Source organism: Streptosporangium nondiastaticum, from assembly GCF_003011965.1.
Lineage (GTDB): Bacteria > Actinomycetota > Actinomycetes > Streptomycetales > Streptomycetaceae > Streptomyces > Streptomyces nondiastaticus.
Genome location: NZ_PXWG01000036.1, coordinates 15,386 through 35,792 on the forward strand (window position 1 = coordinate 15,386; position 20,407 = coordinate 35,792).

General features: G+C 71.3%; 20 protein-coding genes. 6 read left to right on the plus strand and 14 right to left on the minus strand.

Translation table 11 applies throughout. The features are described from left to right. Positions 1 to 512 precede the first annotated feature (512 nt). The 3 genes from B7P34_RS15950 (at position 513) to B7P34_RS15960 (ending at position 3,047) form a co-directional block, all read left to right on the plus strand. Complete coding sequence (locus B7P34_RS15950) at positions 513 to 1,154, plus strand: DUF6230 family protein (protein ID WP_106677049.1); 642 nt, start codon at positions 513 to 515, stop codon at positions 1,152 to 1,154. Positions 1,155 to 1,246: 92 nt separating this feature from the next. Beyond that, positions 1,247 to 1,759 (plus strand): DUF6114 domain-containing protein, encoded by a 513-nt coding sequence (locus tag B7P34_RS15955; RefSeq protein ID WP_106677050.1) that lies wholly within the window; start codon positions 1,247 to 1,249, stop codon positions 1,757 to 1,759. Then, positions 1,749 to 3,047 (plus strand): PT domain-containing protein, encoded by a 1,299-nt coding sequence (locus B7P34_RS15960; protein WP_223267901.1) that lies wholly within the window; start codon positions 1,749 to 1,751, stop codon positions 3,045 to 3,047. Before B7P34_RS15955 ends, B7P34_RS15960 begins: the two co-directional genes overlap by 11 nt. A 109-nt stretch (positions 3,048 to 3,156) precedes the next feature. Here B7P34_RS15960 and pyk read toward each other — a convergent pair whose 3' ends face one another. The 3 genes from pyk to pta form a co-directional block, all read right to left on the minus strand. After that, entirely contained in the window at positions 3,157 to 4,584 is a 1,428-nt protein-coding gene (gene pyk, locus B7P34_RS15965; RefSeq protein ID WP_106677054.1) for a pyruvate kinase, read from the minus strand. 72 nt (positions 4,585 to 4,656) lie between these two features. Next, entirely contained in the window at positions 4,657 to 5,868 is a 1,212-nt protein-coding gene (locus tag B7P34_RS15970) for an acetate kinase (protein ID WP_106677056.1), read from the minus strand. A gap of 104 nt (positions 5,869 to 5,972) precedes the next feature. Next, positions 5,973 to 8,081 (minus strand): phosphate acetyltransferase, encoded by a 2,109-nt coding sequence (gene pta / locus B7P34_RS15975; RefSeq protein ID WP_106677058.1) that lies wholly within the window; start codon positions 8,079 to 8,081, stop codon positions 5,973 to 5,975. Positions 8,082 to 8,402: 321 nt separating this feature from the next. Between pta and B7P34_RS15980 the strand changes: the two genes are divergently transcribed. Then, positions 8,403 to 9,428 (plus strand): ATP-dependent 6-phosphofructokinase, encoded by a 1,026-nt coding sequence (locus B7P34_RS15980; RefSeq protein ID WP_106677059.1) that lies wholly within the window; start codon positions 8,403 to 8,405, stop codon positions 9,426 to 9,428. 280 nt (positions 9,429 to 9,708) lie between these two features. Here the strand turns inward: B7P34_RS15980 and B7P34_RS15985 are convergent, their stop codons facing one another. The 6 genes from B7P34_RS15985 to B7P34_RS16005 form a co-directional block, all read right to left on the minus strand. Continuing rightward, the gene (locus tag B7P34_RS15985; protein ID WP_106677061.1) at positions 9,709 to 10,602 is read right to left on the minus strand and encodes an NAD(P)-dependent oxidoreductase; all 894 of its coding nucleotides are present in this window, start codon (positions 10,600 to 10,602) and stop codon (positions 9,709 to 9,711) included. A gap of 142 nt (positions 10,603 to 10,744) precedes the next feature. Continuing rightward, positions 10,745 to 13,285: an ABC transporter permease gene (locus B7P34_RS15990; protein WP_106677063.1), complete on the minus strand. Its 2,541-nt coding sequence runs from the start codon at positions 13,283 to 13,285 to the stop codon at positions 10,745 to 10,747. A gap of 112 nt (positions 13,286 to 13,397) precedes the next feature. Further along, positions 13,398 to 14,198, minus strand: a complete 801-nt coding sequence (locus B7P34_RS15995; RefSeq protein ID WP_189382819.1) for an ABC transporter ATP-binding protein — start codon at positions 14,196 to 14,198, stop codon at positions 13,398 to 13,400. Positions 14,199 to 14,427: 229 nt separating this feature from the next. Then, complete coding sequence (locus B7P34_RS16000) at positions 14,428 to 15,426, minus strand: AraC family transcriptional regulator (protein WP_223267902.1); 999 nt, start codon at positions 15,424 to 15,426, stop codon at positions 14,428 to 14,430. A gap of 260 nt (positions 15,427 to 15,686) precedes the next feature. After that, positions 15,687 to 16,019, minus strand: a complete 333-nt coding sequence (locus tag B7P34_RS39720; protein WP_353620246.1) for a DUF6255 family natural product biosynthesis protein — start codon at positions 16,017 to 16,019, stop codon at positions 15,687 to 15,689. Beyond that, positions 15,944 to 16,162, minus strand: a complete 219-nt coding sequence (locus B7P34_RS16005; protein ID WP_146166830.1) for a hypothetical protein — start codon at positions 16,160 to 16,162, stop codon at positions 15,944 to 15,946. The genes B7P34_RS39720 and B7P34_RS16005 overlap by 76 nt, the downstream gene beginning before the upstream one ends. A 114-nt stretch (positions 16,163 to 16,276) precedes the next feature. Between B7P34_RS16005 and B7P34_RS16010 the strand changes: the two genes are divergently transcribed. Both B7P34_RS16010 and B7P34_RS16015 read left to right on the plus strand, forming a co-directional pair. Then, positions 16,277 to 17,107, plus strand: a complete 831-nt coding sequence (locus B7P34_RS16010; RefSeq protein WP_106677067.1) for a helix-turn-helix domain-containing protein — start codon at positions 16,277 to 16,279, stop codon at positions 17,105 to 17,107. Further along, complete coding sequence (locus tag B7P34_RS16015) at positions 17,104 to 17,325, plus strand: DUF397 domain-containing protein (protein WP_106677069.1); 222 nt, start codon at positions 17,104 to 17,106, stop codon at positions 17,323 to 17,325. Before B7P34_RS16010 ends, B7P34_RS16015 begins: the two co-directional genes overlap by 4 nt. A 147-nt stretch (positions 17,326 to 17,472) precedes the next feature. Here the strand turns inward: B7P34_RS16015 and B7P34_RS16020 are convergent, their stop codons facing one another. From B7P34_RS16020 to B7P34_RS16045, 5 genes are all read right to left on the minus strand, one after another. After that, positions 17,473 to 18,006, minus strand: coding sequence for a hypothetical protein (locus B7P34_RS16020; protein ID WP_146166831.1), 534 nt, complete (start codon positions 18,004 to 18,006; stop codon positions 17,473 to 17,475). A 335-nt stretch (positions 18,007 to 18,341) separates the two neighbouring features. After that, a complete protein-coding gene (locus B7P34_RS16030) occupies positions 18,342 to 18,776 on the minus strand; it encodes a hypothetical protein (RefSeq protein WP_106677076.1) in 435 nt (144 codons plus the stop codon). A gap of 92 nt (positions 18,777 to 18,868) precedes the next feature. Continuing rightward, a complete protein-coding gene (locus tag B7P34_RS16035) occupies positions 18,869 to 19,705 on the minus strand; it encodes a carbohydrate ABC transporter permease (RefSeq protein WP_106677078.1) in 837 nt (278 codons plus the stop codon). Between the two features lie 119 nt (positions 19,706 to 19,824). Continuing rightward, on the minus strand, positions 19,825 to 20,157 hold the full coding sequence (locus tag B7P34_RS16040) for a DUF6191 domain-containing protein (protein ID WP_106677079.1): 333 nt from the start codon (positions 20,155 to 20,157) through the stop codon (positions 19,825 to 19,827). A 38-nt stretch (positions 20,158 to 20,195) separates the two neighbouring features. Continuing rightward, positions 20,196 to 20,384 carry a DUF1737 domain-containing protein gene (locus B7P34_RS16045; RefSeq protein WP_106677081.1) on the minus strand — a complete coding sequence of 63 codons (189 nt, stop codon included), beginning with the start codon at positions 20,382 to 20,384 and terminating at the stop codon, positions 20,196 to 20,198. Between the last annotated feature and the right edge of the window lie 23 nt (positions 20,385 to 20,407).

Genomic DNA, 20,407 nt, shown 5'->3' on the forward strand with positions numbered 1-20,407 from the left:
TCCGTTACTGCGAGTAAGAAAAGCCCGGGCTTTCGCCCGGGTTTTTCGCGTATCTCCCCTTCTCTCCGGACACGGTGGGGCGACCTCGTCCCGTTCGCCGATGCACACCGGACGCCCCGCGGTTATCGGCTCGTTACTCGCTAGTAATGAACCTCTTGTGCGGCAGCCGCGAATGCACCACGATCGGCCACGCTCGGTCCGTTTCCCCAACCTGACAGCCGGTCGGTGTCGGGGGAGCGGGTCCCCACCGGGCGGACCGGCCCCGCGCGGGCCGGTTCAGGGACAGGGGGGTCCCCGCCGCACTCCGGCAGGGCCTGTCCCGGAGGTTGCGCGAAAGGCGTGGCCAAGTGGTTGTCGCTCGGGGGTGATCGCCGGTGTTCCCGGAGGCGTTTCGCGTCGCCGGACGGCGGCGCTCTCCTTCCCGAGGACGTAGCACGTCTCCCATCCCCGGGCGCGGATCCGCGATGCGCGGAGCCCGAGCCGGAGATGCACGTCCGAGAAGGAGGCAAGTCATGGAGTCTTTGACTCGCGGTGGGACCAGATGGCGGCGGTTCGCCGTCGTCATGGTGCCGAGCGTCGCGGCGACGGCCGCGATCGGCGTTGCCATCGCGCAGGGTGCGCTGGCGGCGTCGTTCAGCGTGTCGGGCCAGCAGTTCCAGGTCACCGCAGGGAAGCTGCACGGCACCGGGTTCGTCCAGTACGGCGCCCTGGACCAGACGAAGGCGGGCGGCAAGCCCGTCGCGGTCGTCGGCATCGACGAAGCGCAGATCACCAAGCTCTGCCAGGCCGTCACGATCCCCATCCCGCTCACCGACAAGAAGGTGTCGATGAAGCTGGAGGCGGGTGGCGACAAGCAGGTCACGGCCTCGAAGCTGTACATCGACGCCGAGGACATGAAGGCGAACGCCACGTTCAAGAACGTCGACATCGGCGTGTCCGTGGACAACACGACCAAGGGCCCCGGCCCGGCCGGTGCGGGCAAGAACGGCGAGGGCCAGCACGTGCCCGGCTCGTTCGCCCAGCAGGCGGACGAGGTCTGGTTCGACAGCGTCGACCAGAAGGCCTGGGCCACCTCGGCCGGAACGTTCACGCTCCCCGGTCTGCACATGGGCATCAACTGGGGCGAGTCCCAGTGCGACGTGCCCAAGGGTTGACACGCTGAACGGGCCGGTACGGGGCGGGAGTTCCCGCACCCGTACCGCGTCCGCGCCGTACCGAAGAACATGCCCCCGAGGAGCTGTACGACATGAGCGTCGACACGCGACCCCAGCAGATCAGTTCATTCGGCCGCGCCCGCCGTTCGTTCCGGGAGTGGCGCTGGCAACGCCCGTTCTGGGGCGGTCTGTGGACCCTGCTGGCCGGATTCCCGATCATGTACATCCCCTACCAGACCATGACGCTGGGCGATCTGCACATCCGCATGGCCACCACGGCGGGCGCCGGCTCGCTGATCATAGGGGTGCTGCTGGTCGTCCTCGGCCTGACGCTCTGGTTCCAGCAGCAGTCGCGGATCTTCGCCGGGGTGGCGGCCATCCTGCTCGCGCTGGTCTCGCTCGTGGTCTCCAACTTCGGCGCGTTCCTCATCGGCTTCCTGCTCGCCCTCGTGGGCGGCGCCCTCGGAGTGTCCTGGGCGCCCGGCAGGCCGGCCGCCGCGGCGGCGGCACGGCCGCAGCCCGAGCCGGCCGTCTCGCTCAGCAAGGACGACAACGGGGCGACGGGTGCGACGGGTGCGACGGACGGAGGTCACCGTGCCGACTGACGGGCCGCGCCACGCCGCGCCCAGAAAGCCGCTGCTCGCCCGGCTGCACATGCCGGCGGGAAAGGCCGTCGCCCTCGCGGCGATGCCGAGCGCCGTCCTCATGGGCATGGGGCTCACACCGACGCTGGCCGCCGCCAAGCCCGCGCCCAAGAAGCTGTTCGACGGCGCGTGCGCCACGGCGCCGGACACGGCGGCGGAGAGCGCGAGCCCGGAGGCGGGGAAGTCCGCCGACCCGAGCGGCAAGCCGAGCGAGAAGCCCGGCGAGAAGCCGAGCGGCGAGCCCAGTGGCAAGCCCAGTGGCGGTCCGAGCGCGGCGCCGAGCGCGGGGGCGTCCGCGCCCGCCCGGAAGCAGAAGGAGCCGGAGAAGCCGGCGGCTGCCGAGAAGCCGGCGTCCCCGAAGCCCGCCGCGTCCTCCGGCGCGCCGTCCCCGGCCCCCTCCCCTTCCCCCTCCGCGTCGAAGGCCACCAACCCCCTCGACCCGCTGGGCCTCGGGGACAAGCTGCACGACATCCTGACCGGCGGCGGGAAGCCGGCTCCTCCGGCGGCTTCCCCGGCCGCCTCCGCCCCGGCGTCCCCGGCGCCCGCCCCCAAGCCCTCGGCGGATCCCGGCAAGGCCCCGGCGGGGCCGGCGGGGAAGCCCTCCGGGAAGGACGGGGACGAGGGTGGGGACAAGGGCGGCGCGGCCAGGACCGGGGACGAGGGCAAGGACGCCCCGTCCGCCGGGCCGTCCACGTCGCCGAGCCCGGACCCCTCCGGCTCCACCTCGCCCTCCGCCGTGCCGGAAGCGGGGGACGGCGAGCTGCCGCCCTGCCCCAAGGGCAGCGTCGTCGACGAGAACGAGCACCACGCCTTCCCCGACCAGCCCTGGTACCTGGAGGCGAGCAAGCTCACCCTCACCGGGCTGACCTACGAGGGCGTCAAGAAGATCACCATGGTGAACGGGCAGAAGAAGGACGTCCTCAAGTTCACCGCCGACTCCCTGGCGATCAAGGATCTGCACCAGATCGTCAACAGCCGGGGCAAGCAGTACCACGTGGCGGGCATCGGAACCGAGTCCACCATCACCGGCGGCAAGGTCACCATGTACACCGAGGAGCTGAAGGGCAACCTCCTCGGGCTCATCCCGGCGACCCACTCGCCGAGCGTCCCGCCGCCGCTCATACCCGGGCTGAAGCTGCCGATCCCGGTCTTCTACACCAACGTCAAGATCCGTCAGGCCGGGCAGTTCGGCGGCACGCTGCACATCCCGAACCTGCACCAGTACCTGACCGACGGCACGTACCCGTAGAGCAGGCACGTACCCGTAGAGCAGCACGCGCGCCAGAACGCGCGCGGATACGGCTGTGGCCGCCGCCCCGCGAGGGGACGGCGGCCACAGCCGCGAGGAAGCGCGGAACCTAGCGGTTCTCGCCGCCCAGGTGGTGCACCCGCACCATGTTCGTCGTGCCGGGGACGCCGGGCGGGGAGCCCGCCGTGATGATCATGGTGTCGCCCTGGGTGTAGCGCTTGAGCTTCAGCAGCTCCGCGTCGACCAGGTCGACCATCGCGTCCGTGTTGTCCACGTGCGGGACGACGAAGGTCTCGACGCCCCAGCTCAGGGTGAGCTGGTTGCGGGTCGAGGCGTCCGTGGTGAAGGCCAGGATCGGCTGGGCCGCGCGGTAGCGGGACAGGCGGCGGGCGGTGTCACCGGACTTGGTGAAGGCCACCAGCGACTTGGCGCCCAGGAAGTCCGCGATCTCGCAGGCCGCGCGGGCGACGGAGCCGCCCTGGGTGCGCGGCTTCTTGCCCGGGACCAGCGGCTGCAGGCCCTTGGAGAGCAGCTCCTCCTCGGCCGCCTCGACGATGCGGGACATCGTCTTGACGGTCTCGATCGGGTAGGCGCCCACGCTGGACTCGGCGGAGAGCATGACCGCGTCGGCGCCGTCGAGGATGGCGTTGGCGACGTCGGAGGCCTCGGCGCGGGTCGGCCGCGAGTTGGTGATCATCGACTCCATCATCTGGGTCGCGACGATCACCGGCTTGGCGTTGCGGCGGCACATCTCGATGAGGCGCTTCTGCACCATCGGGACCTTCTCCAGCGGGTACTCCACCGCCAGGTCGCCGCGGGCCACCATCACGCCGTCGAACGCCATGACGACGTCCTGCATGTTGGCGACGGCCTGCGGCTTCTCGACCTTGGCGATGACCGGGACCCGGCGGCCGACCTCGTCCATGACGCGGTGGACGTCGAGGACGTCCTTGGCGTCGCGGACGAAGGACAGGGCGACCATGTCGCAGCCCATGGCGAGGGCGAACTTCAGGTCCTCGACGTCCTTCTCGGACAGCGCCGGGACGTTCACCGCCGCGCCGGGCAGGTTGATGCCCTTGTGGTCGGAGATGACGCCGCCCTCGATGACGATGGTCCGCACGCGCGGGCCCTCGACCTCGGTGACCCGCAGCTCGACGTTGCCGTCGTTGATCAGGACCTGGTCGCCCTTGGTGACGTCGCCGGGCAGGCCCTTGTAGGTCGTGCCGCAGATCGTCTTGTCGCCGGGGACGTCCTCGGTGGTGATGGTGAACTCGTCACCGCGCACCAGCTCCACCGGGCCGTCCGCGAAGGTCTCCAGGCGGATCTTCGGGCCCTGCAGGTCGGCGAGGACGCCGACCGCCCGGCCGGTCTCCGCGGCGGCCTTACGGAGGCGGTGGTACCGCTCCTCGTGCTCCGCGTGGGTCCCGTGGCTCATGTTGAAGCGGGCCACGTTCATGCCGGCCTCGATCAGCGTCTTCAGCTGCTCGAAGGAGTCGACGGCGGGGCCCAGGGTGCAGACGATTTTGGAACGGCGCATGGGGCAGATCCTATCGGTTTGTTTCGGAGCGGAATATTCGAGCTGTGGGAACGACCTAGTAACGGCCGACGATCAAGCGCTGACCAGGTCGTACGTCTGGGTGGCGATCTCCAGCTCCTCGTCGGTGGGCACGACGGCGACCGCGACCCGGGCGTACTCGGGGGAGATCAGGCGCGGCTCGCCGGAGCGGACGGCGTTCAGGCCGGCGTCCACGGCCAGGCCGAGCTCCTCAAGGCCCGCGACGGCGGCCTCGCGGACCGGGGCCGCGTTCTCGCCGACGCCGGCGGTGAAGGCCACGGCGTCGACCTTGCCGAGGACGGCGTAGTAGGCGCCTATGTACTTCTTCAGCCGGTGCACGTAGATGTCGAAGGCGAGCTTCGCCTGCTCGTCGCCCTCGTCGATGCGGCGGCGGATCTCGCGCATGTCGTTGTCGCCGCACAGGCCGATCAGACCGCTCTTCTTGTTGAGCAGCGCGTCGATCTCGTCGGTGGACATCCCGGCGTTGCGGGACAGGTGGAGCAGGACCGCCGGGTCCAGGTCGCCGGAGCGGGTGCCCATGACCAGGCCCTCCAGCGGGGTCAGGCCCATGGAGGTGTCGACGCACCGGCCGCGCTCGACCGCGGAGGCCGAGGCGCCGTTGCCCAGGTGCAGCACGATCACGTTGACCTCGGACGGGTCCTTGCCGAGCAGCTTCGCGGTCTCGCGGGAGACGTAGGCGTGCGAGGTGCCGTGGAAGCCGTAGCGGCGCACCATGTGGGCGTCGGCGGTGGCCGTGTCGATGGCGTAGCGGGCCGCGGCCTCCGGCATCGTGGTGTGGAAGGCGGTGTCGAAGACGGCGACCTGCGGCAGGTCGGGGCGGAGCGCCTGCGCGGTGCGGATGCCGGTGATGTTGGCCGGGTTGTGCAGCGGGGCGACCGGCACGAGCCGCTCGATCTCGGCCAGCACCTCGTCGGTGATCACGGTGGGGGCGGTGAACTTCTGGCCGCCGTGCACCACCCGGTGGCCGATCGCGGCGAGCTCCGGCGAGTCCAGGCCCAGCCCGTCCGCGGCCAGCTCCGCGGCGACCGCCTGCAGCGCGGCCTCGTGGTCGGCGATCGGCGCCTCCGTCTCGCGCTTGTCGCCGCCCGTGGCGAGCGGGGAGTGCACGAGGCGGGAGGTCTCCTCGCCGATGCGCTCGACCAGGCCCGCGGCCAGCCGGGCGCCGTCGGCCATGTCGAGCAGCTGGTACTTGACCGAGGAGGAGCCGGAGTTGAGGACGAGGACTCGGGTGGGGTTGGCAGTCATGAACGCTTTCCGGTGTGTGGGGGTCTCGTACGTCTACGTCTACGTCGGGAGTGGGGGGCCGGGCCGTACGGGACCGGGCGGCGGTCCCGTACGGCCCACGGGCGTCAGACGGCGGGCGCGTCCGGCGCGGTTCCGTCGCGGCGCTCGCCCTGGGCCTGGATGGCGGAGATCGCGACCGTGGTCACGATGTCCTGCACCAGGGCGCCGCGGGAGAGGTCGTTGACGGGCTTGCGCAGGCCCTGCAGGACCGGGCCGACGGCCACGGCGCCGGCCGAGCGCTGGACGGCCTTGTAGGTGTTGTTGCCGGTGTTGAGGTCGGGGAAGATCAGCACGGTGGCCTTGCCGGCCACCTCCGAGCCGGGCAGCTTGGTCTTGGCGACCGCGGCGTCCACGGCGGCGTCGTACTGGATCGGGCCCTCGACCAGCAGGTCGGGGCGGCGCTCGCGGACGATCTCGGTGGCCTTGCGGACCTTGTCGACGTCCGCGCCGGAGCCGGAGGTGCCGGTGGAGTACGACAGCATCGCGATCCGCGGCTCCACGCCGAACTGCGCGGCGGTCGTGGCGGACTGGATGGCGATGTCCGCGAGCTGCTCGGCGTTCGGGTCGGGGTTGACCGCGCAGTCGCCGTAGACCAGCACCCGGTCGGCCAGGCACATGAAGAAGACGGACGAGACGATCTGGGCGCCCGGCGCCGTCTTGATGATCTCGAAGGCGGGGCGGATGGTGGCGGCGGTGGAGTGCACCGCGCCGGACACCATGCCGTCGGCCAGGCCCTCCTGGACCATCAGCGTGCCGAAGTAGGAGACGTCGGTGACCACGTCGTGCGCGAGCTCGACGGTCATGCCCTTGTGGGCGCGGGCCTTGGCGTAGATCTCGGCGAAGCGCTCGCGCAGCGGGGAGCTCTGCGGGTCGATGATCTGCGCCGCGGCCAGGTCGATGCCCAGCTCGCCGGCGCGCTTGCGGATCGCGCCCTCCTCGCCCAGCAGCGTGAGGTCGCAGATGTCGCGGCGCAGCACCACGTCGGCGGCGCGCAGCACGCGCTCCTCGGTGCCCTCCGGCAGGACGATGCGGCGGCGGGCCGAGCGGGAGCGCTCGATCAGCTCGTGCTCGAACATCATCGGGGTGACGCGGCTGGAGCGGGCCACGGCGATGCGGTTGGTGAGCTCCGCGGTGTCCACGTGCCGCTCGAACAGGCCGAGCGCCGTCTCCGCCTTGCGCGGCGAGAACGCGTCCAGCTTGCCCTCGATCGCGAACAGCTCGGCCGCGGTCGGGAAGGAGCCGCCCGGCACCGACACCACCGGGGTGCCCGGGGCCAGCCGGTCCGCGAGGGCCAGGATGTCCGGGCCCGGCTTCTCGTCCAGGGTCAGCAGCACGCCGGCTATCGGCGGGGCGCCGGCGCTGTGCGCGGCGAGGGCGCCGACGATCAGGTCCACGCGGTCGCCCGGGGTCACGACCAGGCAGCCCTCGGTCAGCGCGGGCAGGAAGACCGGCAGCATGGCGCCGCCGAAGACGAAGTCCTTGGCGTCGCGGGAGAGCCCCGCGTCGTCGCCGAGCAGCACCTCGGCGCCCAGCTTGCGGACGATCTGCGCCACGGTCGGCGCGGACAGCCCGGCCTCCTCGGGGAGCGTGTAGCAGGGGACCGGCAGGCTCGCCGAGAGGCGCTCGCCGACGGCCTCGCGGTCGGCCGGGGCCACCCGGTTCACGACCAGGGCGACGACGTCGCAGCCCAGGGCCTCGTAGGCGCGGTAGGCGTTGCGGGCCTCCGCCCGGACGGACTCCGCCGTCTGGTCCTGGCCGCCGACGACCGTGATCACCGAGGCGCCGAACTCGTTGGCGAGGCGGGCGTTGAGCGCGAGCTCGTCGGGGAGCGTCGAGCCGACGTAGTCCGTGCCGAGCACCAGCACGTACTCGTACTCGCGGGCCACCGCGTGGAAGCGCTCGACCAGCCGCGAGACCAGCTCGTCCGTGCCCCGCTCGGCCTGCAGCGCGGAGGCCTCGCCGTAGCTCATGCCGTACACGGACTCGGCGGACTGGCCGAGGCGGTAGCGGGACCGCAGCAGGTCGAAGAGGCGGTCCGGCCCGTCGCCGTGCACGAGCGGGCGGAAGACGCCCACCCGGTCCACCTGCCGGGTGAGGAGCTCCATGACTCCCAGCTCGATGACCTGGCGCCCGTCGCCCCGGTCGGTACCGGTCACGTACACGCTGCGCGTCACGCGTGCTCTCCTTGCTCCATCGCCGTGTTCTTCGGTTTGTTCTGCGGTCTGCACTTCGGTGTGCTCCGGCGTGTTCCACGCCGTATTCCACGCCTTAAAAATTACCCGTTATGGTGGGCTTGACCTCTTGACAATACCTGCGCCCCTGGATAAGGCGCGCGTCAGCGTCCGGGACCGCGCCATGGGAGCGGAGGTCCCGGACCGGCGCCCGTACGGGTGTGTGCCGGTACCCGTCGGACCGTGAAACAATCGGCCCGGCTCACATGTACCATCCCCTTACCCTCGGTAGGGGGGACCCCAGAGCAGGAGACACAGCACGCGATGCGCATCGGAGTTCTCACCGCAGGCGGCGACTGCCCCGGCCTGAACGCTGTCATCCGCTCGGTTGTGCACCGCGCGGTCGTCGGCCACGGCGACGAGGTCATCGGCTTCGAAGACGGCTTCAAGGGCCTGCTCGACGGCCGGCACCGCAAGCTCGACCTTGAAGCGGTCAGCGGCATCCTGGCCCGCGGCGGCACCATCCTCGGCTCCTCCCGCCTGGAGCGCGCCCGCCTCCGCGAGGCCTGCGAGAGCTCCAAGGAGCTCGCCCGCGAGTACGGCATCGACGTCCTCATCCCCATCGGCGGCGAGGGCACGCTCACCGCGGCCCGGATGCTGTCGGACGCGGGCCTGCCCGTCGTCGGCGTCCCCAAGACCATCGACAACGACATCTCCTCCACGGACCGCACCTTCGGCTTCGACACCGCCGTCGGCGTCGCCACGGAGGCCATCGACCGGCTCAAGACCACCGCCGAGTCCCACCAGCGGGTGATGGTCGTCGAGGTCATGGGCCGCCACGCCGGCTGGATCGCCCTGGAGTCCGGCATGGCCGGCGGCGCCCACGGCATCTGCCTGCCCGAGCGGGCCTTCGAGGTCGACGACCTCGTGAAGATGGTCGAGGAGCGGTTCTCCCGCGGCAAGAAGTTCGCCGTCATCTGCGTCGCCGAGGGCGCCCACCCCGCCGAAGGCTCCATGGAGTACGCCAAGGGCGCCATAGACCAGTTCGGCCACGAGCGCTTCGCCGGCATCGGCACCAAGCTCGCCACCGAGCTGGAGCGGCGCCTGGGCAAGGAGGCCCGCCCGGTCATCCTCGGCCACGTGCAGCGTGGCGGTACGCCGACTGCGTACGACCGTGTTCTCGCCACTCGCTTCGGGTGGCACGCGGTCGAGGCCGCGCACCGTGGGGACTTCGGCAAGATGACCGCGCTGAAGGGCACGGACATCAAGATGGTGCCGATCGCTGACGCGGTCACCGAGCTGAAGCGGGTGCCGGAGAGCCGGATGGATGAGGCGGAGTCGGTCTTCTGACGCGCCCTTCTCCGCCTTTTCAGGCCTTTCAAGGCTGACGACGAGGCTGATGACGAGGCCCCCGCCGACCTGTAGTCGGCGGGGGCCTCGTCGTGTGCGGCTTGCGGTGTTGTGGCCGGTGCCGGGCCGGGGGCTCCGGGGCAGGGGTCCGGGACCGTATATTTACGGGCCCACCGAACCGTTGCGTCGCCCCGCGTCGCCCCCGCAAATACACGTCAGCGTCCCGGACCCCTGCCCCTGCGCCCCCGGCCCTCCCGCCGGGCAGTCCTCCCGGCGTCCCTCACGCCTGCTTTCGCAGCAGTTCCACGATGCCCGTGACGTCCTCGTGGCCGTGGCCCCCGGCCACCCGGCGGGCCATCAGCGACTGCATCGGGGCGATCAGCTCCGGGCTGAGGCCCTGGTCCTCCGCGGCCTGCATGAGGTTGCCGAACGCGGCCGACTGCATCGCCACGTTGGACACCACCCCGTCCGCGTACTCGCGGGACCCGATCTGCCGGGCGTAGTGCGGGATGCCCGTCGCCATCGCCCCGATCCAGCCGCTCAGCATCGGCGCGAACTCCTCCGCCGGCACCTCCTCCGTGCCCACCAGCGCCAGGGCGTGGAAGACGCCGGCGAACATCCCGTACATCCCGCTCAGCAGCGCGATGTCGAGCAGCGCCGCCAGCCCCGCGTCGACGCCCGCGAAGTGCGCCGCGCCCAGGCGCTCCAGCACCGGCAGGTGCGCGTCGAAGGCCTCCCGCGGCCCGCTGTAGAGGACGAACGCCTGCTCCGTGCCGATGCCCGGGGGCACGGCCATGATGCCGCCGTCCAGGTACGTGATCCCGTGCCCGGCCGCCCACGCGGCCGTCTCGCGGGCCTGCGCCGGCGTGCCGTTGGTGAGGTTGACCAGGGTGCGGCCCTTCAGCCGGCCGGCCACCGGGTCCAGGACCTCGTGCACGGAGGCGTAGTCGAGCAGGCACGTGATCACCAGTTCGCTTGCTTCCACGGCCTCCGCGACGTCTTCGGCACGCACCGCGCCGAGGGGGAGCAGGGCGTCAGCCCGTGCGGCGGTTCGGTTCCACACCGTGGTGGGGTGGCCGTTCGTCAGGAACGCGGTGGCCAGGGCCGTGCCCATGGCGCCCAGGCCGAGGACGGTGACAGGGGAGGCGGAAGCAGGGGCAGGCGAGGTGCTCATGTGCGGAAAGCTCCAGATGTGCGGTGCGAAAACGGCTGTGGCGCGCCTCCATCAGAGTTCCTGATGGGGCGCGCCACGCCAAGTACGCACAAAAAGGTGGGCACTTACCTGGAGGTGAGTGGCCCCCGCGGGGCCCGGGAGGCTACTGCGCCCCGATCGACTCCAGCATGTTGAGCTTCGCCGCCCTGCGGGCCGGCCAGACCGCGGCCAGCACGCCGACCGCCAGGGCCAGCAGCAGGAAGACCGCGATCCGCGCCCACGGCACGACCATCTCGTACTGCGGGAAGGACGACCGCAGCAGGTGGCCCCCGGCCCAGGCGACGAAGATGCCGGTGCCGACGCCCAGCACCGCGCCGAACATCGCGATCATCACGGACTCCAGCCGGACCATCCGCTTGACCTCGCGGCGGGCCAGACCGATCGCGCGCAGCATCCCGATCTCGCGGGTCCGCTCGAAGACGGACATGGCGAGCGTGTTGACGACGCCGAGGACGGCGATGACGACGGCCATGCCGAGCAGGCCGTAGGCGAGGTTGAGGATCGGGTCGATGTTCCCGGACTCGGCGCGGCGCAGGTCCTCCGGCGACTCCACCTTGATGATCGGGTTGCCGCCGAACGCGTCCTTGATCTTCTCGCGCAGGCCGGCGGCCTCGCCGGGCTCCGCCTTCACGAGCACCGAGTCGTCGCGCACCTTCTCCTGGTGCGGGTCGACGAGGGCGGGCGCGGTGAGGACGTCGCCGAGCACGTCGTTGTCGGCGTGGACGGCCACGACCTTCGGCGCGGCCCGCTTGCCGTCGTAGAACTCCATGGGCAGCGTGGAGCCGGTCTTCAGGCCGTGCTTCTTCGCGTACGACTCGGAGACGGCGACGGCCCCGGTGCCGCGCACGTCGGCGAGCGAGCCCGAAGTGACGCGCAGGTAGGTCACCTTGGCGATCGACGACGGGTCGGTGGCGACGGCCAGGGACGGCTGCCCGTCCGACTGGAAGCCGGACATGCGCAGCGGGACGGCCGCGGCGATGCCGGGCTGGGCGGCGAGCTTCTTGCCGACCTCCGGCGCGAGGCCGAGGTAGCTGGAGGACTTGACCTGGTAGTCGGCGGTCAGGTCCTGCTTGCCCATCCGGCCCACGCCCTCGTTCGCCGAGACCGCGCTCACGGTCAGGCCGGTGATCAGCGTGAGGCCGATCATCAGCGCGGAGGCGGTGGCGGCCGTGCGGCGCGGGTTGCGCAGGGCGTTCTCCTTGGCGAGCTTGCCGCTGACGCCGGAGAAGCGGGCGGTGAGCTTCCCGAAGAGCCGGACGAACGGCCGCGACAGCAGCGGGGCCAGGACGATGACGCCCGTGAGCGTGAGGGCCGAGCCGGCCATGGCGTAGGTCAGGCCGCTGCGGTCGCGGAACGTGGTCGTGTAGAGCAGGGAGGCCACGCCGAGTGCGGTGAGCACGGCGCCGATGCAGTTGCGGACGACCAGGCTGCGCGGCGCCGGAGGCTGGTCCCCGGAGGACAGTGCCTCGACCGGGGCGATCCGCGCGGCCTTGCGCGAGGGCAGCCAGGCGGCGAGCACGGTCACGACGACGCCGACCGCGAGGGCGCTCAGCACGGCCGGAGCCTTGATCACGAGCGGTCCGTCGGGCAGGTGCGCCCCGTTGGCGTTGAGGAGCTCCGGCAGCAGGACGGCGACCCCGAGGCCCAGCCCCAGGCCCAGCGCGGAGGCGATCAGGCCCAGCAGTCCGGCCTCGGCGAGCACCGAGCGCACCACCTGGCGGCGGGAGGCGCCCACGGCCCGCAGCAGCGCGATCTCACGGGTGCGCTGGGCGATGAGCATGGTGAAGGTGTTGGCGATGATGAAGACGCCGACGAAGAGGGAGATGCCGGCGAAGACCAGGAACGTCGTACGGATCGACCGGGTCTGCTCGTCGATCATCTTGGACTGCTCGGCCGCCAGCTTGGCGCCGCTCTGCGCCTCGAAGGTCGCCGGCAGCGCCTTGCGGACCTCCGCGGTCAGCTTGTCCTTGTCGGTGCCGGGCGTCGCGGACACCACGAGCTCGCTGAACTCGCCCGGCTTGCCGAAGAGTTTCTGCGCCGTCGCGGTGTCGAAGACGGCGAGGCTGCCGCCGGCGCTCACGCGCGGGTTGTCCGTCCGGACGATGCCGACGAGCTTCTTCTCCAGGACGGGTCCGTCGACGGCCATGCGGACGGTGCCGCCGATCTTGGCGCCCGTCTTCCCGGCCGTCCGCTCGTCCAGCGCGATCTCGCCCTCGGCGGCGGGCGCACGTCCCTTGACCAGCGGGTAGCGGCTGTCCTTGCCGTCCTTGCCGGGCGCGTAGTTGACGCCGGCACTGCCCCACTCGCCGCCGGTGGGGTTGTTGTGCTTATCGGCGATCATGGCCACGCCCTCGACGGAGGGGCGGACGGAGGCGACGCCGGGGAGGGCGCGCACGGTCTCGACGGCGCGGTCGCCGAGCTTCTCCGGCTTGTCCTTGCCCGTGCCGGGCCGGCCGCCGCCCTCCGTCACGGAGACGGCGACGTCGTCCAGGCTCCGGGACATCTTGTTGCGGAAGGCGCTGCCGACGGAGTCGCTGAAGATCAGGGTGCCGGAGACGAAGGCGGTGCCGAGGAGGACCGCGAGGGCGGTCATCATCAGCCTGGTTTTGTGCGCGAGGAGGTTGCGCAGGGCGGTACGGAACATGGTGGTGGCGTCAGTCCTGGAGGTCGTCGTGTCCGGAGTGCCGGAAGTCGTCGTGCCCGGAGTGCCGGAGGTCTTCGTGTCCGGCGGCCGTGAGCTCGTACGGCCCTTGCCGTCAGCTCGTACGGCCCTTGGCGTCGAACGCCTTCATGCGGTCGAGGACCGCGTCCGCGGTCGGCTCGCGCATCTCGTCGACGATCCGGCCGTCGGCGAGGAACACGACGCGGTCCGCGTACGAGGCGGCGACGGGGTCGTGCGTGACCATGACGATCGTCTGCTGCAGGGCCTGCACGGACTCGCGCAGGAAGCCCAGGAGTTCGGCGCCGGAGCGGGAGTCGAGGTTGCCGGTCGGCTCGTCCGCGAAGATGATCTCGGGCTTGGCGGTGAGCGCGCGGGCCACGGCCACGCGCTGCTGCTGGCCGCCCGAGAGCTGGCTCGGCCGGTGCGAGAGGCGGCCGGAGAGGCCCACCGTGCTCACCACCATGTCCAGCCAGGCCGGGTCCGGCTTGCGGCCCGCGATGTCCATGGGGAGGGTGATGTTCTCCAGGGCGGTCAGGGTCGGGAGCAGGTTGAACGCCTGGAAGACGAAGCCGATCTTGTCCCGGCGGAGCCGCGTGAGGCTCTTGTCGTTCAGCGAGCCCAGCTCGGTGTCGCCGATCCGGGTCGAGCCGGACGAGATCGTGTCCAGACCGGCCATGCAGTGCATGAGCGTGGACTTGCCGGAGCCGGAGGGGCCCATGATCGCGGTGAACTCGGCGCGGCGGAACTCCACGGAGACCGCGTCCAGCGCCGTCACGCGGGTGTCGCCCTGCCCGTAGACCTTGCTGAGGCCGGTGGCGCGGGCGGCGACGGCGATGCCGCCGCGCGGGCCGGCGGGAGCGCCGGGGGTCGTGGGAAAGGCAGCCGCGTGGGACACGGGTCTCCTCCGGGAGGTAGGGGGAAGGGCTCCGGCCCCCGCTCCGCGCCGGGAACTCCCGGGGACGCAATGGCCGGAATCAACTCCTCCAATTCTCGGCGCGCGGCCTGCGCCGAGCGTCAGCCGTACGGCCGGAAAGTCCGTACGCCCGGAGGTCAGGGGGGAGGGCGCCCGCGTAGTCCCTGAGACGGACACCGTCCGTCTCAGGACCCACTCGTCCCTCTCGGGACTACGCGCGCAGCGTGCGGGAGGGCGGGCGCCCGTAGCGCCGCTGGTAGTACCCGGCGAAGCGGCCGAGATTGTTGAAACCCCAACGGTAGGCGACTTCGGCCACGGTGACATCGCCGTCCCCGCGGGCCGCCGACAGCTCCTGGTGCACCCGGCCCAGCCGGACCTCCCGCAGATAGCCCAGCGGCGTGGTGTCCACGTGCCGGCGGAACGCCTCCTGCAGCGCGCGCGGGCTCACCCGGGCCGCCGCCGCGAGATCGGCCAGCGTCAGCGGCTGGTCCGCGCGCTCCTCCGCCAGCGCCATCGCCCGCCGCACGGCGGGGTGCGCCACCTCGCCCGGACGCTGCGCGTCCACGCCCTGGGTGATCAGCTCGTGGCTCTGCATGAGGATCGCGGCCGTCGACTGCGTCAGATGCCCGGCGACGAGGGGGCTGCTGCGGGCCACGCCCTCGCCGAGCACCTCCCGGTGCACCGCGGCCGAGATCCCGGCCCAGCTGCGGGCGGCCGCCGCGGAGGTGGTGCCGTTGAGCGAGAAGCGGGCCCGTAACGGCCCCTCGACGCCCAGCGCGTCCGCCGCCGCCTTCTCCACGGTCTCCCGGTCGAGCCGGAGCGTCGTCATGCGGGCGCCGGGCGACCAGTGCACTCGGAAGGAGCGGTACGGATCGAGGACGTACGTCTGCCCCGGCCCGACGACCCGCTCCTCCCGGCCGGGCGACATCACCCGCACCCGGCCCCGCACCAGCTGGCACACCAGCAGGTACGAGTCGAGGGGCTGCGGCGCGACGAGCGTCTCCGCGCCGTACTGCAGCCCCGACACCGTGATCCCCGGGAAGCCGCCCTCCGCGTACCACGCGGAGAACTCCTTGGGATCGCCGAGCACGCTGAGTTGATAAGGACTGTAGGCAGAGCTGATGATCTCCCTGGTCTCGTCGAGATCATTGCTGAGGACGAGCGTCCGCATGTTGCCGGGGGCGTCGGGGCCCACCCGTGGTTCGGTCATGAGGCTTCCCTCGGATGTCCGCGTATCGGGGACAGGAGCCGCGTTCGGCGAGTAGCCGGTGGATGGCCCCGTTAGTACCGTTGCCCCTGTCCGCAGTCAAGGCGAGGGCCGGTCCCCACAACTGTTTCGGGACAGGGCCCCGCCGGGGGGAAGAGCGGGTAAGGCCCTGGGTTCACGGGGGACATCCAGGGCCGGTCCCGCCGCGGGGGCGCCCCGCCGTCTCGCGGACGGACGGCGGGGTCTTCGCGTGCGCGCTGCCGCTACGGTCCGGGTGACGGCCGAGCCCCGGGCGAGCCGAGACGGGGGCAGCCCCAGCCGTATGCCGGGCCGGGCGCCCTGTCGGGCAGCGGCATCCGCAGCGCCGCGTAGGCCGTGTGCCGCTCGGTGCCGCAGAGGGGGCATCGTTCGACGCCGAACGAGCGGACCCAACGCGCGGGGTGCGCGCAGCGGCGGGGGATGAGACGGCCGGCCGCCATGCGGGTGGCGGCGGCGACGTCCCTCTCCGGCGCGAGCGCGGTCACGAGTGCACCACCTGCTGGTGCCGGAGGAACTCGGCGTTCAGCGCGACGGCCTCCGCGGTGCGGCCCAGGCATGCGGCACCGTGGAAACGCACGCGGAGCTCGGCGCACCGCAGGCACCACTTCGAAAGGTCATCGGGCCGCCGCCCCGGGGCCTCTTCCGGCGTGTAACCGTGCTCTAGCTGCTGCTGTCCGCCCACGCGACTTGCCTCCGTCACATTCACCCCTTGGTGGGGTGCTCGTTGTCTGCAAGGTCCAGCGTCGCGGGCCGTACCTACGCTCGGCCAGAGGTTCAATTCCCAACCGGGTGCTTGAGAAAAGGAGTTGCCTGAATGGCGCGTCCACCGCGGAAGCTGACACCGGACCGGTCCGCCCGCCACCTCTTCGGCGCCGACCTCAGGCACCGACGGGAAGCGGCGGGCATGACGCTGGAGAAGCTCGCCGAGGTCGTCTGCTACAGCCGCAGCCACCTGGCGCGCATCGAGACGGCCGAACACGTACCGCCGCCGGATCTGCCGGGGAGGCTGGACGAGGTCTTCGGCACGGGGGAGCATTTCGTGCGGCTTTACGCGATCGCGCGGCATGAGGTCCATCCGGAGAAGTTCCGCAGGCGGATGGAGCTTGAGGCGCGGGCCAAGGCGATGGACGAATACGCCGGCAGCCTCGTGCCGGGCATCCTCCAGACGGAGGGCTACGCACGCGCTCTCTTCCGCGTCGGCAACCCGGAAGCCTCGCCGGACGAGATCGATGAGAAGGTGTCGGCACGGATGAGCCGCCAACTGCTGTTGAGGGGTGAGGCGCCGCCGTATTTCTCCGTGGTACTGGACGAAATGGTGCTCCGGCGGCCTATCGGAGGTCCCACTGTCATGCGGGCCCAACTGGCCGCTCTGGCGGAGCTTGTGGACACCGCCAGGACGACTGTTCAGGTTCTACCGTTCGAACACGGGGAACATGCCCTGGTTAGCGGCGGCACGCTGACGCTGATGACGCTCGACGACGATACGAGCGTCGCCTACGTGGAGAGCATCGCCACTGGCTTGCTGATCGAAGATCCGGAGGCCGTCAGTGCTCACCGTCGGTCCTACGATCTACTGAGGGCCTACGCCTTGTCGCCACGCAAGTCGGCGGGCTTCATCCGAGCTGCAATGGAGGCACCCTCATGAACGCTCACCTCGCCCTCCCCGGAGTGGAGTGGGTGAAGTCCAGCTACAGCGGTCCTGAAGGCGGCGGTTGCATCGAATGGGCCCCCGCCCTCGCCACCGCCCACGGGATCGTGCCCCTCCGGGACTCGAAGATATCCGGCGGCCCGGTGCTGACACTGGGACCAGGAGCGTGGTCTTCGTTCGTGACCGCGGTACGCGACGGCGGATTCCGGCGCTGACAGTGGCGGAGGGCGTCACCCGAGGCGCGAGCGGGGAGCCTGTATGAAGGAGCAACGAGTCACTGTCGAGCCCTCGACGAGGCGCGCCCGTGGGAGGGGGGCCGTGCTTCATGACGTGATGGTGCTCGACCTCGGCAAGTGACGCTTTCAGCCGGTGTACGGGACGGGGACCGCGCGGCCGTCCGCGTAGACGTCGATTCCGCGTGAGGGCGTGAGCCGGGCGTACCGGGGATTCCCGCCTTCCTCCGACACCCCCGCGTAGGCCTGCACGCGGCGCGTCTCCCCCTTGAGGCCGCGGATGCAGTTCCGCAGCTGGCTGGACCAAGTCGTGCCCGGGGCGATCACGACATGGTCCTGAGGGAACGGCGTCGAGCAGTCGTACCGATGCGCGGTCATCCAGTACTCGACCCACACCGCGACAGCCACTTGCCGGCTGCCGGTGTTGCGCACTTTGACGCCGAACTGTGCGTTGCCGGCGTAGCTCTTCGCGTACGTGCAGGCCTGGAAGTCGACGCCCGTCATCCCGGGCACCTGCGTCCAGCGGTCCCCGGCAGCGCATACCGTGCCGTCCGGATAGGAGTCGCTCCACGATTCCTGGCGTGCTGCTGCGCGCGGGGTTTCTTCCGTGCGGGGCTCGGGTGCCGGTTCCTTTTCCGGGGCCAGGGCCGGGGTCGCGGACACGCTCGGTGTCACCCTGGGTTCCGGTACGGAAGAAGCCCGGTTGTCCGCCGACGCCCTGGGGGACACCGGCTGCACAGGCGGCGCGGAATGCGCGGGCGTCCCGGCCGTGCTCGTCCGGTCCGGCTCCGAAGGAAGCCGCAAAGCCAGAGTGATCACCGTGGCCGCGGCCGTGACGGCCGCGGCGGCCGCGACGAGGACCGGCCGCCTTGCGAACCGCCTCTTGCCCTGCGGCGGATAGACATTGATGTCGCCGCTCTGCGTGATGTATTGAGTCCCGCTCTCGCGAGCGGTGTTGTCCTGCGCGCCGCCGGGCGGTTGGTCGCTCATCCCGGCCCTCAGTCACCACTCCGGCCGCCGCGGCCGACATTGATGTCGCCGCCCTGGGTGATGTACTGGATCCCGCCCGCCTCGGCGGTGTTGTTCTGCACCCACGACTCCCGCGCCCGCGGCAGCTCGGCGCGTACGCGTTCGATCAGTTCGCGGAGCTCGTCCGCCGCCTCGGGGTGTTCTTCCAGGAGGATCTCCAGCCGACCGGTCCAGCGCCCGCGCAACTTGTCGCGCAGCTGCTGCCGCATCCCGTCGGCGGCCTGTTCGATCTCGGTCGCGGTGCGGTCGAGCCGTTCGATCGCGTACCGCTCCCGGCCCGAGTCCCCGCGGCCGAGCAGCCGTGCGACGCCGGCCCGCGCCGTGTTCCAGGCGTCCGTCGCCGCCGCTCCCACCACCGCGGAGCCGCCCGCGGCCGCCAGCCCTTCCAGTGCTTCCGTTAACACCCGTACCTCCCTGCCGCCCGGCCAAGACTTTCCCTGGGAACAACTCCCGGCGAATGGTGAGGTAACGGCCCGCCGTACGGATCCGGCCGGTGTCAGCCCTTGACCGCTGCCCCCAGCGCGAAGCCGCCTCCCACCCGCCGGGCGATCAGCGCGTACATCAGGATCACCGGCGTCGAATACAGGATCGAGAACGCCGCGAGCTGCCCGTACGCCACCTGCCCGAAGTCGCCGAAGAACGTGAAGATGCTGACGGACGCCGGGAGCTGGTCGGGGGAGAGCAGCAGCATGAAGGGAACGAAGAAGTTGCCCCACGACAAGGCGAAGCAGTAGATCGCGACGACCCCGACACCCGGCCCCATCAGCGGCAGGATGACCCGCACCAGCGCCTGCATCCGGCTCGCGCCGTCCGTCCAGGCCGCTTCCTCCAGCACGGCCGGGATGTCGTCCATGAAGTTCTTCATGAGCCAGATGGCGAAGGGGAGTTGGGCGGCGGCCATGAAGAGGGCCGTGCCGTACAGGGTGTCGATGAGGTCGACGCGTACGAAGAGGCCGTAGACCGGCACCATGACCGCCGTCACGGGCAGGCAGGTCGTGAACAGCACCCCGAGCAGATACGGCCGGTTCAGCCGGGACCGGAAGCGCGACAGCGGGTACGCCGCGAGCGCCGCGCACACGATCGTCACGGCCGTGGCGGCTCCGCAGAGCAGCAGGCTGTTGAGCATGGGCGTGAAGGTGATCTCGTCGGTCAGCACCGCGGAGAAGTTCTCTGTCGTCGCTCTTTCCGGCACCCGTACGGCGAGCCCCGCCTCCTGGTCCACGGACGCGAGCAGCAGCCACACGAGCGGTACGGAGAAGGCCGCGAGGACGACGAGCAGCGCGGCGTCGGCGGCCAGCCGCCGGCGGGTGCGGCGGGCGAGGAGCGGGCGCATGGCACCTCCGGGCGGGGCGGGGGAGTGCGGGGCCGCACAAGGGGTACGGAGACGAACCCCTCACGTCGTGGATTCCCGCAGGAGCTCCGGTGGATCCCTGGGCGCGCGAGCTTTCCCGGCTACGGTTTCGGCGCCCGCCGCCGCACCACCGCCGTCCCCGCGTCCAGATCGACGCCCATCCGCGGCGGGGCGCCGTCCTGGGTGTCGTCCCGCAGGACCAACTGGACCCGGCGCTGTTCCATCGTCACGCGCTTGTTGGCGTTGAAGAACGCGTGCAGTTCCTCGGTCACCGTGGCTCCCAGGCCCATCCCGCCGTGCGGCGGGCGCGCGGCCAGGCGGCGCCGCAGCCAGGCCGGACGGCCCGAACGCAGCACCACGTACCGGGCCGATGCCAATGTGAACGGCACGATCACCAGCACGGTCATGCACAGCAAGCCCGCCATCATCACCATGCCTGCCCAACGCCCCTGCGGCGCTTGCCGTTCCCGGGCTACGGCTGCTGCTCGCCCCAGATGACGGCTTGGGCGACGATGACGCGTTCCCCGTCGAACGTCACCGAAGGGCCCTCGTGGAGCCGGTAGCCCAAGGCCAGCATCTCGCTCACGCGGTGGCAGAAGGCGGAGTCGTCCGGGCCGGTCAGGACGCGGTAGACGGGCAGGCCGTCAGGCGGTGTGATCATGCTGCGAGCATGCCATGCCACGG

Bases quoted from the DNA above. Each gene is read 5' to 3' on its own strand.
- B7P34_RS16045 (WP_106677081.1), bottom strand. From the start codon at position 20,384: ATGATCACACCGCCTGACGGCCTGCCCGTCTACCGCGTCCTGACCGGC.
- B7P34_RS15985 (WP_106677061.1), bottom strand. From the start codon at position 10,602: ATGAGCACCTCGCCTGCCCCTGCTTCCGCCTCCCCTGTCACCGTCCTC.
- B7P34_RS16000 (WP_223267902.1), bottom strand. From the start codon at position 15,426: ATGACCGAACCACGGGTGGGCCCCGACGCCCCCGGCAACATGCGGACG.
- B7P34_RS15950 (WP_106677049.1), top strand. From the start codon at position 513: ATGGAGTCTTTGACTCGCGGTGGGACCAGATGGCGGCGGTTCGCCGTC.
- B7P34_RS15970 (WP_106677056.1), bottom strand. From the start codon at position 5,868: ATGACTGCCAACCCCACCCGAGTCCTCGTCCTCAACTCCGGCTCCTCC.
- B7P34_RS15955 (WP_106677050.1), top strand. From the start codon at position 1,247: ATGAGCGTCGACACGCGACCCCAGCAGATCAGTTCATTCGGCCGCGCC.
- B7P34_RS16040 (WP_106677079.1), bottom strand. From the start codon at position 20,157: ATGGTGATGATGGCGGGCTTGCTGTGCATGACCGTGCTGGTGATCGTG.
- B7P34_RS16010 (WP_106677067.1), top strand. From the start codon at position 16,277: ATGGCGCGTCCACCGCGGAAGCTGACACCGGACCGGTCCGCCCGCCAC.
- pyk (WP_106677054.1), bottom strand. From the start codon at position 4,584: ATGCGCCGTTCCAAAATCGTCTGCACCCTGGGCCCCGCCGTCGACTCC.
- B7P34_RS15990 (WP_106677063.1), bottom strand. From the start codon at position 13,285: ATGTTCCGTACCGCCCTGCGCAACCTCCTCGCGCACAAAACCAGGCTG.
- B7P34_RS15980 (WP_106677059.1), top strand. From the start codon at position 8,403: ATGCGCATCGGAGTTCTCACCGCAGGCGGCGACTGCCCCGGCCTGAAC.
- B7P34_RS16015 (WP_106677069.1), top strand. From the start codon at position 17,104: ATGAACGCTCACCTCGCCCTCCCCGGAGTGGAGTGGGTGAAGTCCAGC.
- B7P34_RS16035 (WP_106677078.1), bottom strand. From the start codon at position 19,705: ATGCGCCCGCTCCTCGCCCGCCGCACCCGCCGGCGGCTGGCCGCCGAC.
- B7P34_RS39720 (WP_353620246.1), bottom strand. From the start codon at position 16,019: ATGCCTGGGCCGCACCGCGGAGGCCGTCGCGCTGAACGCCGAGTTCCT.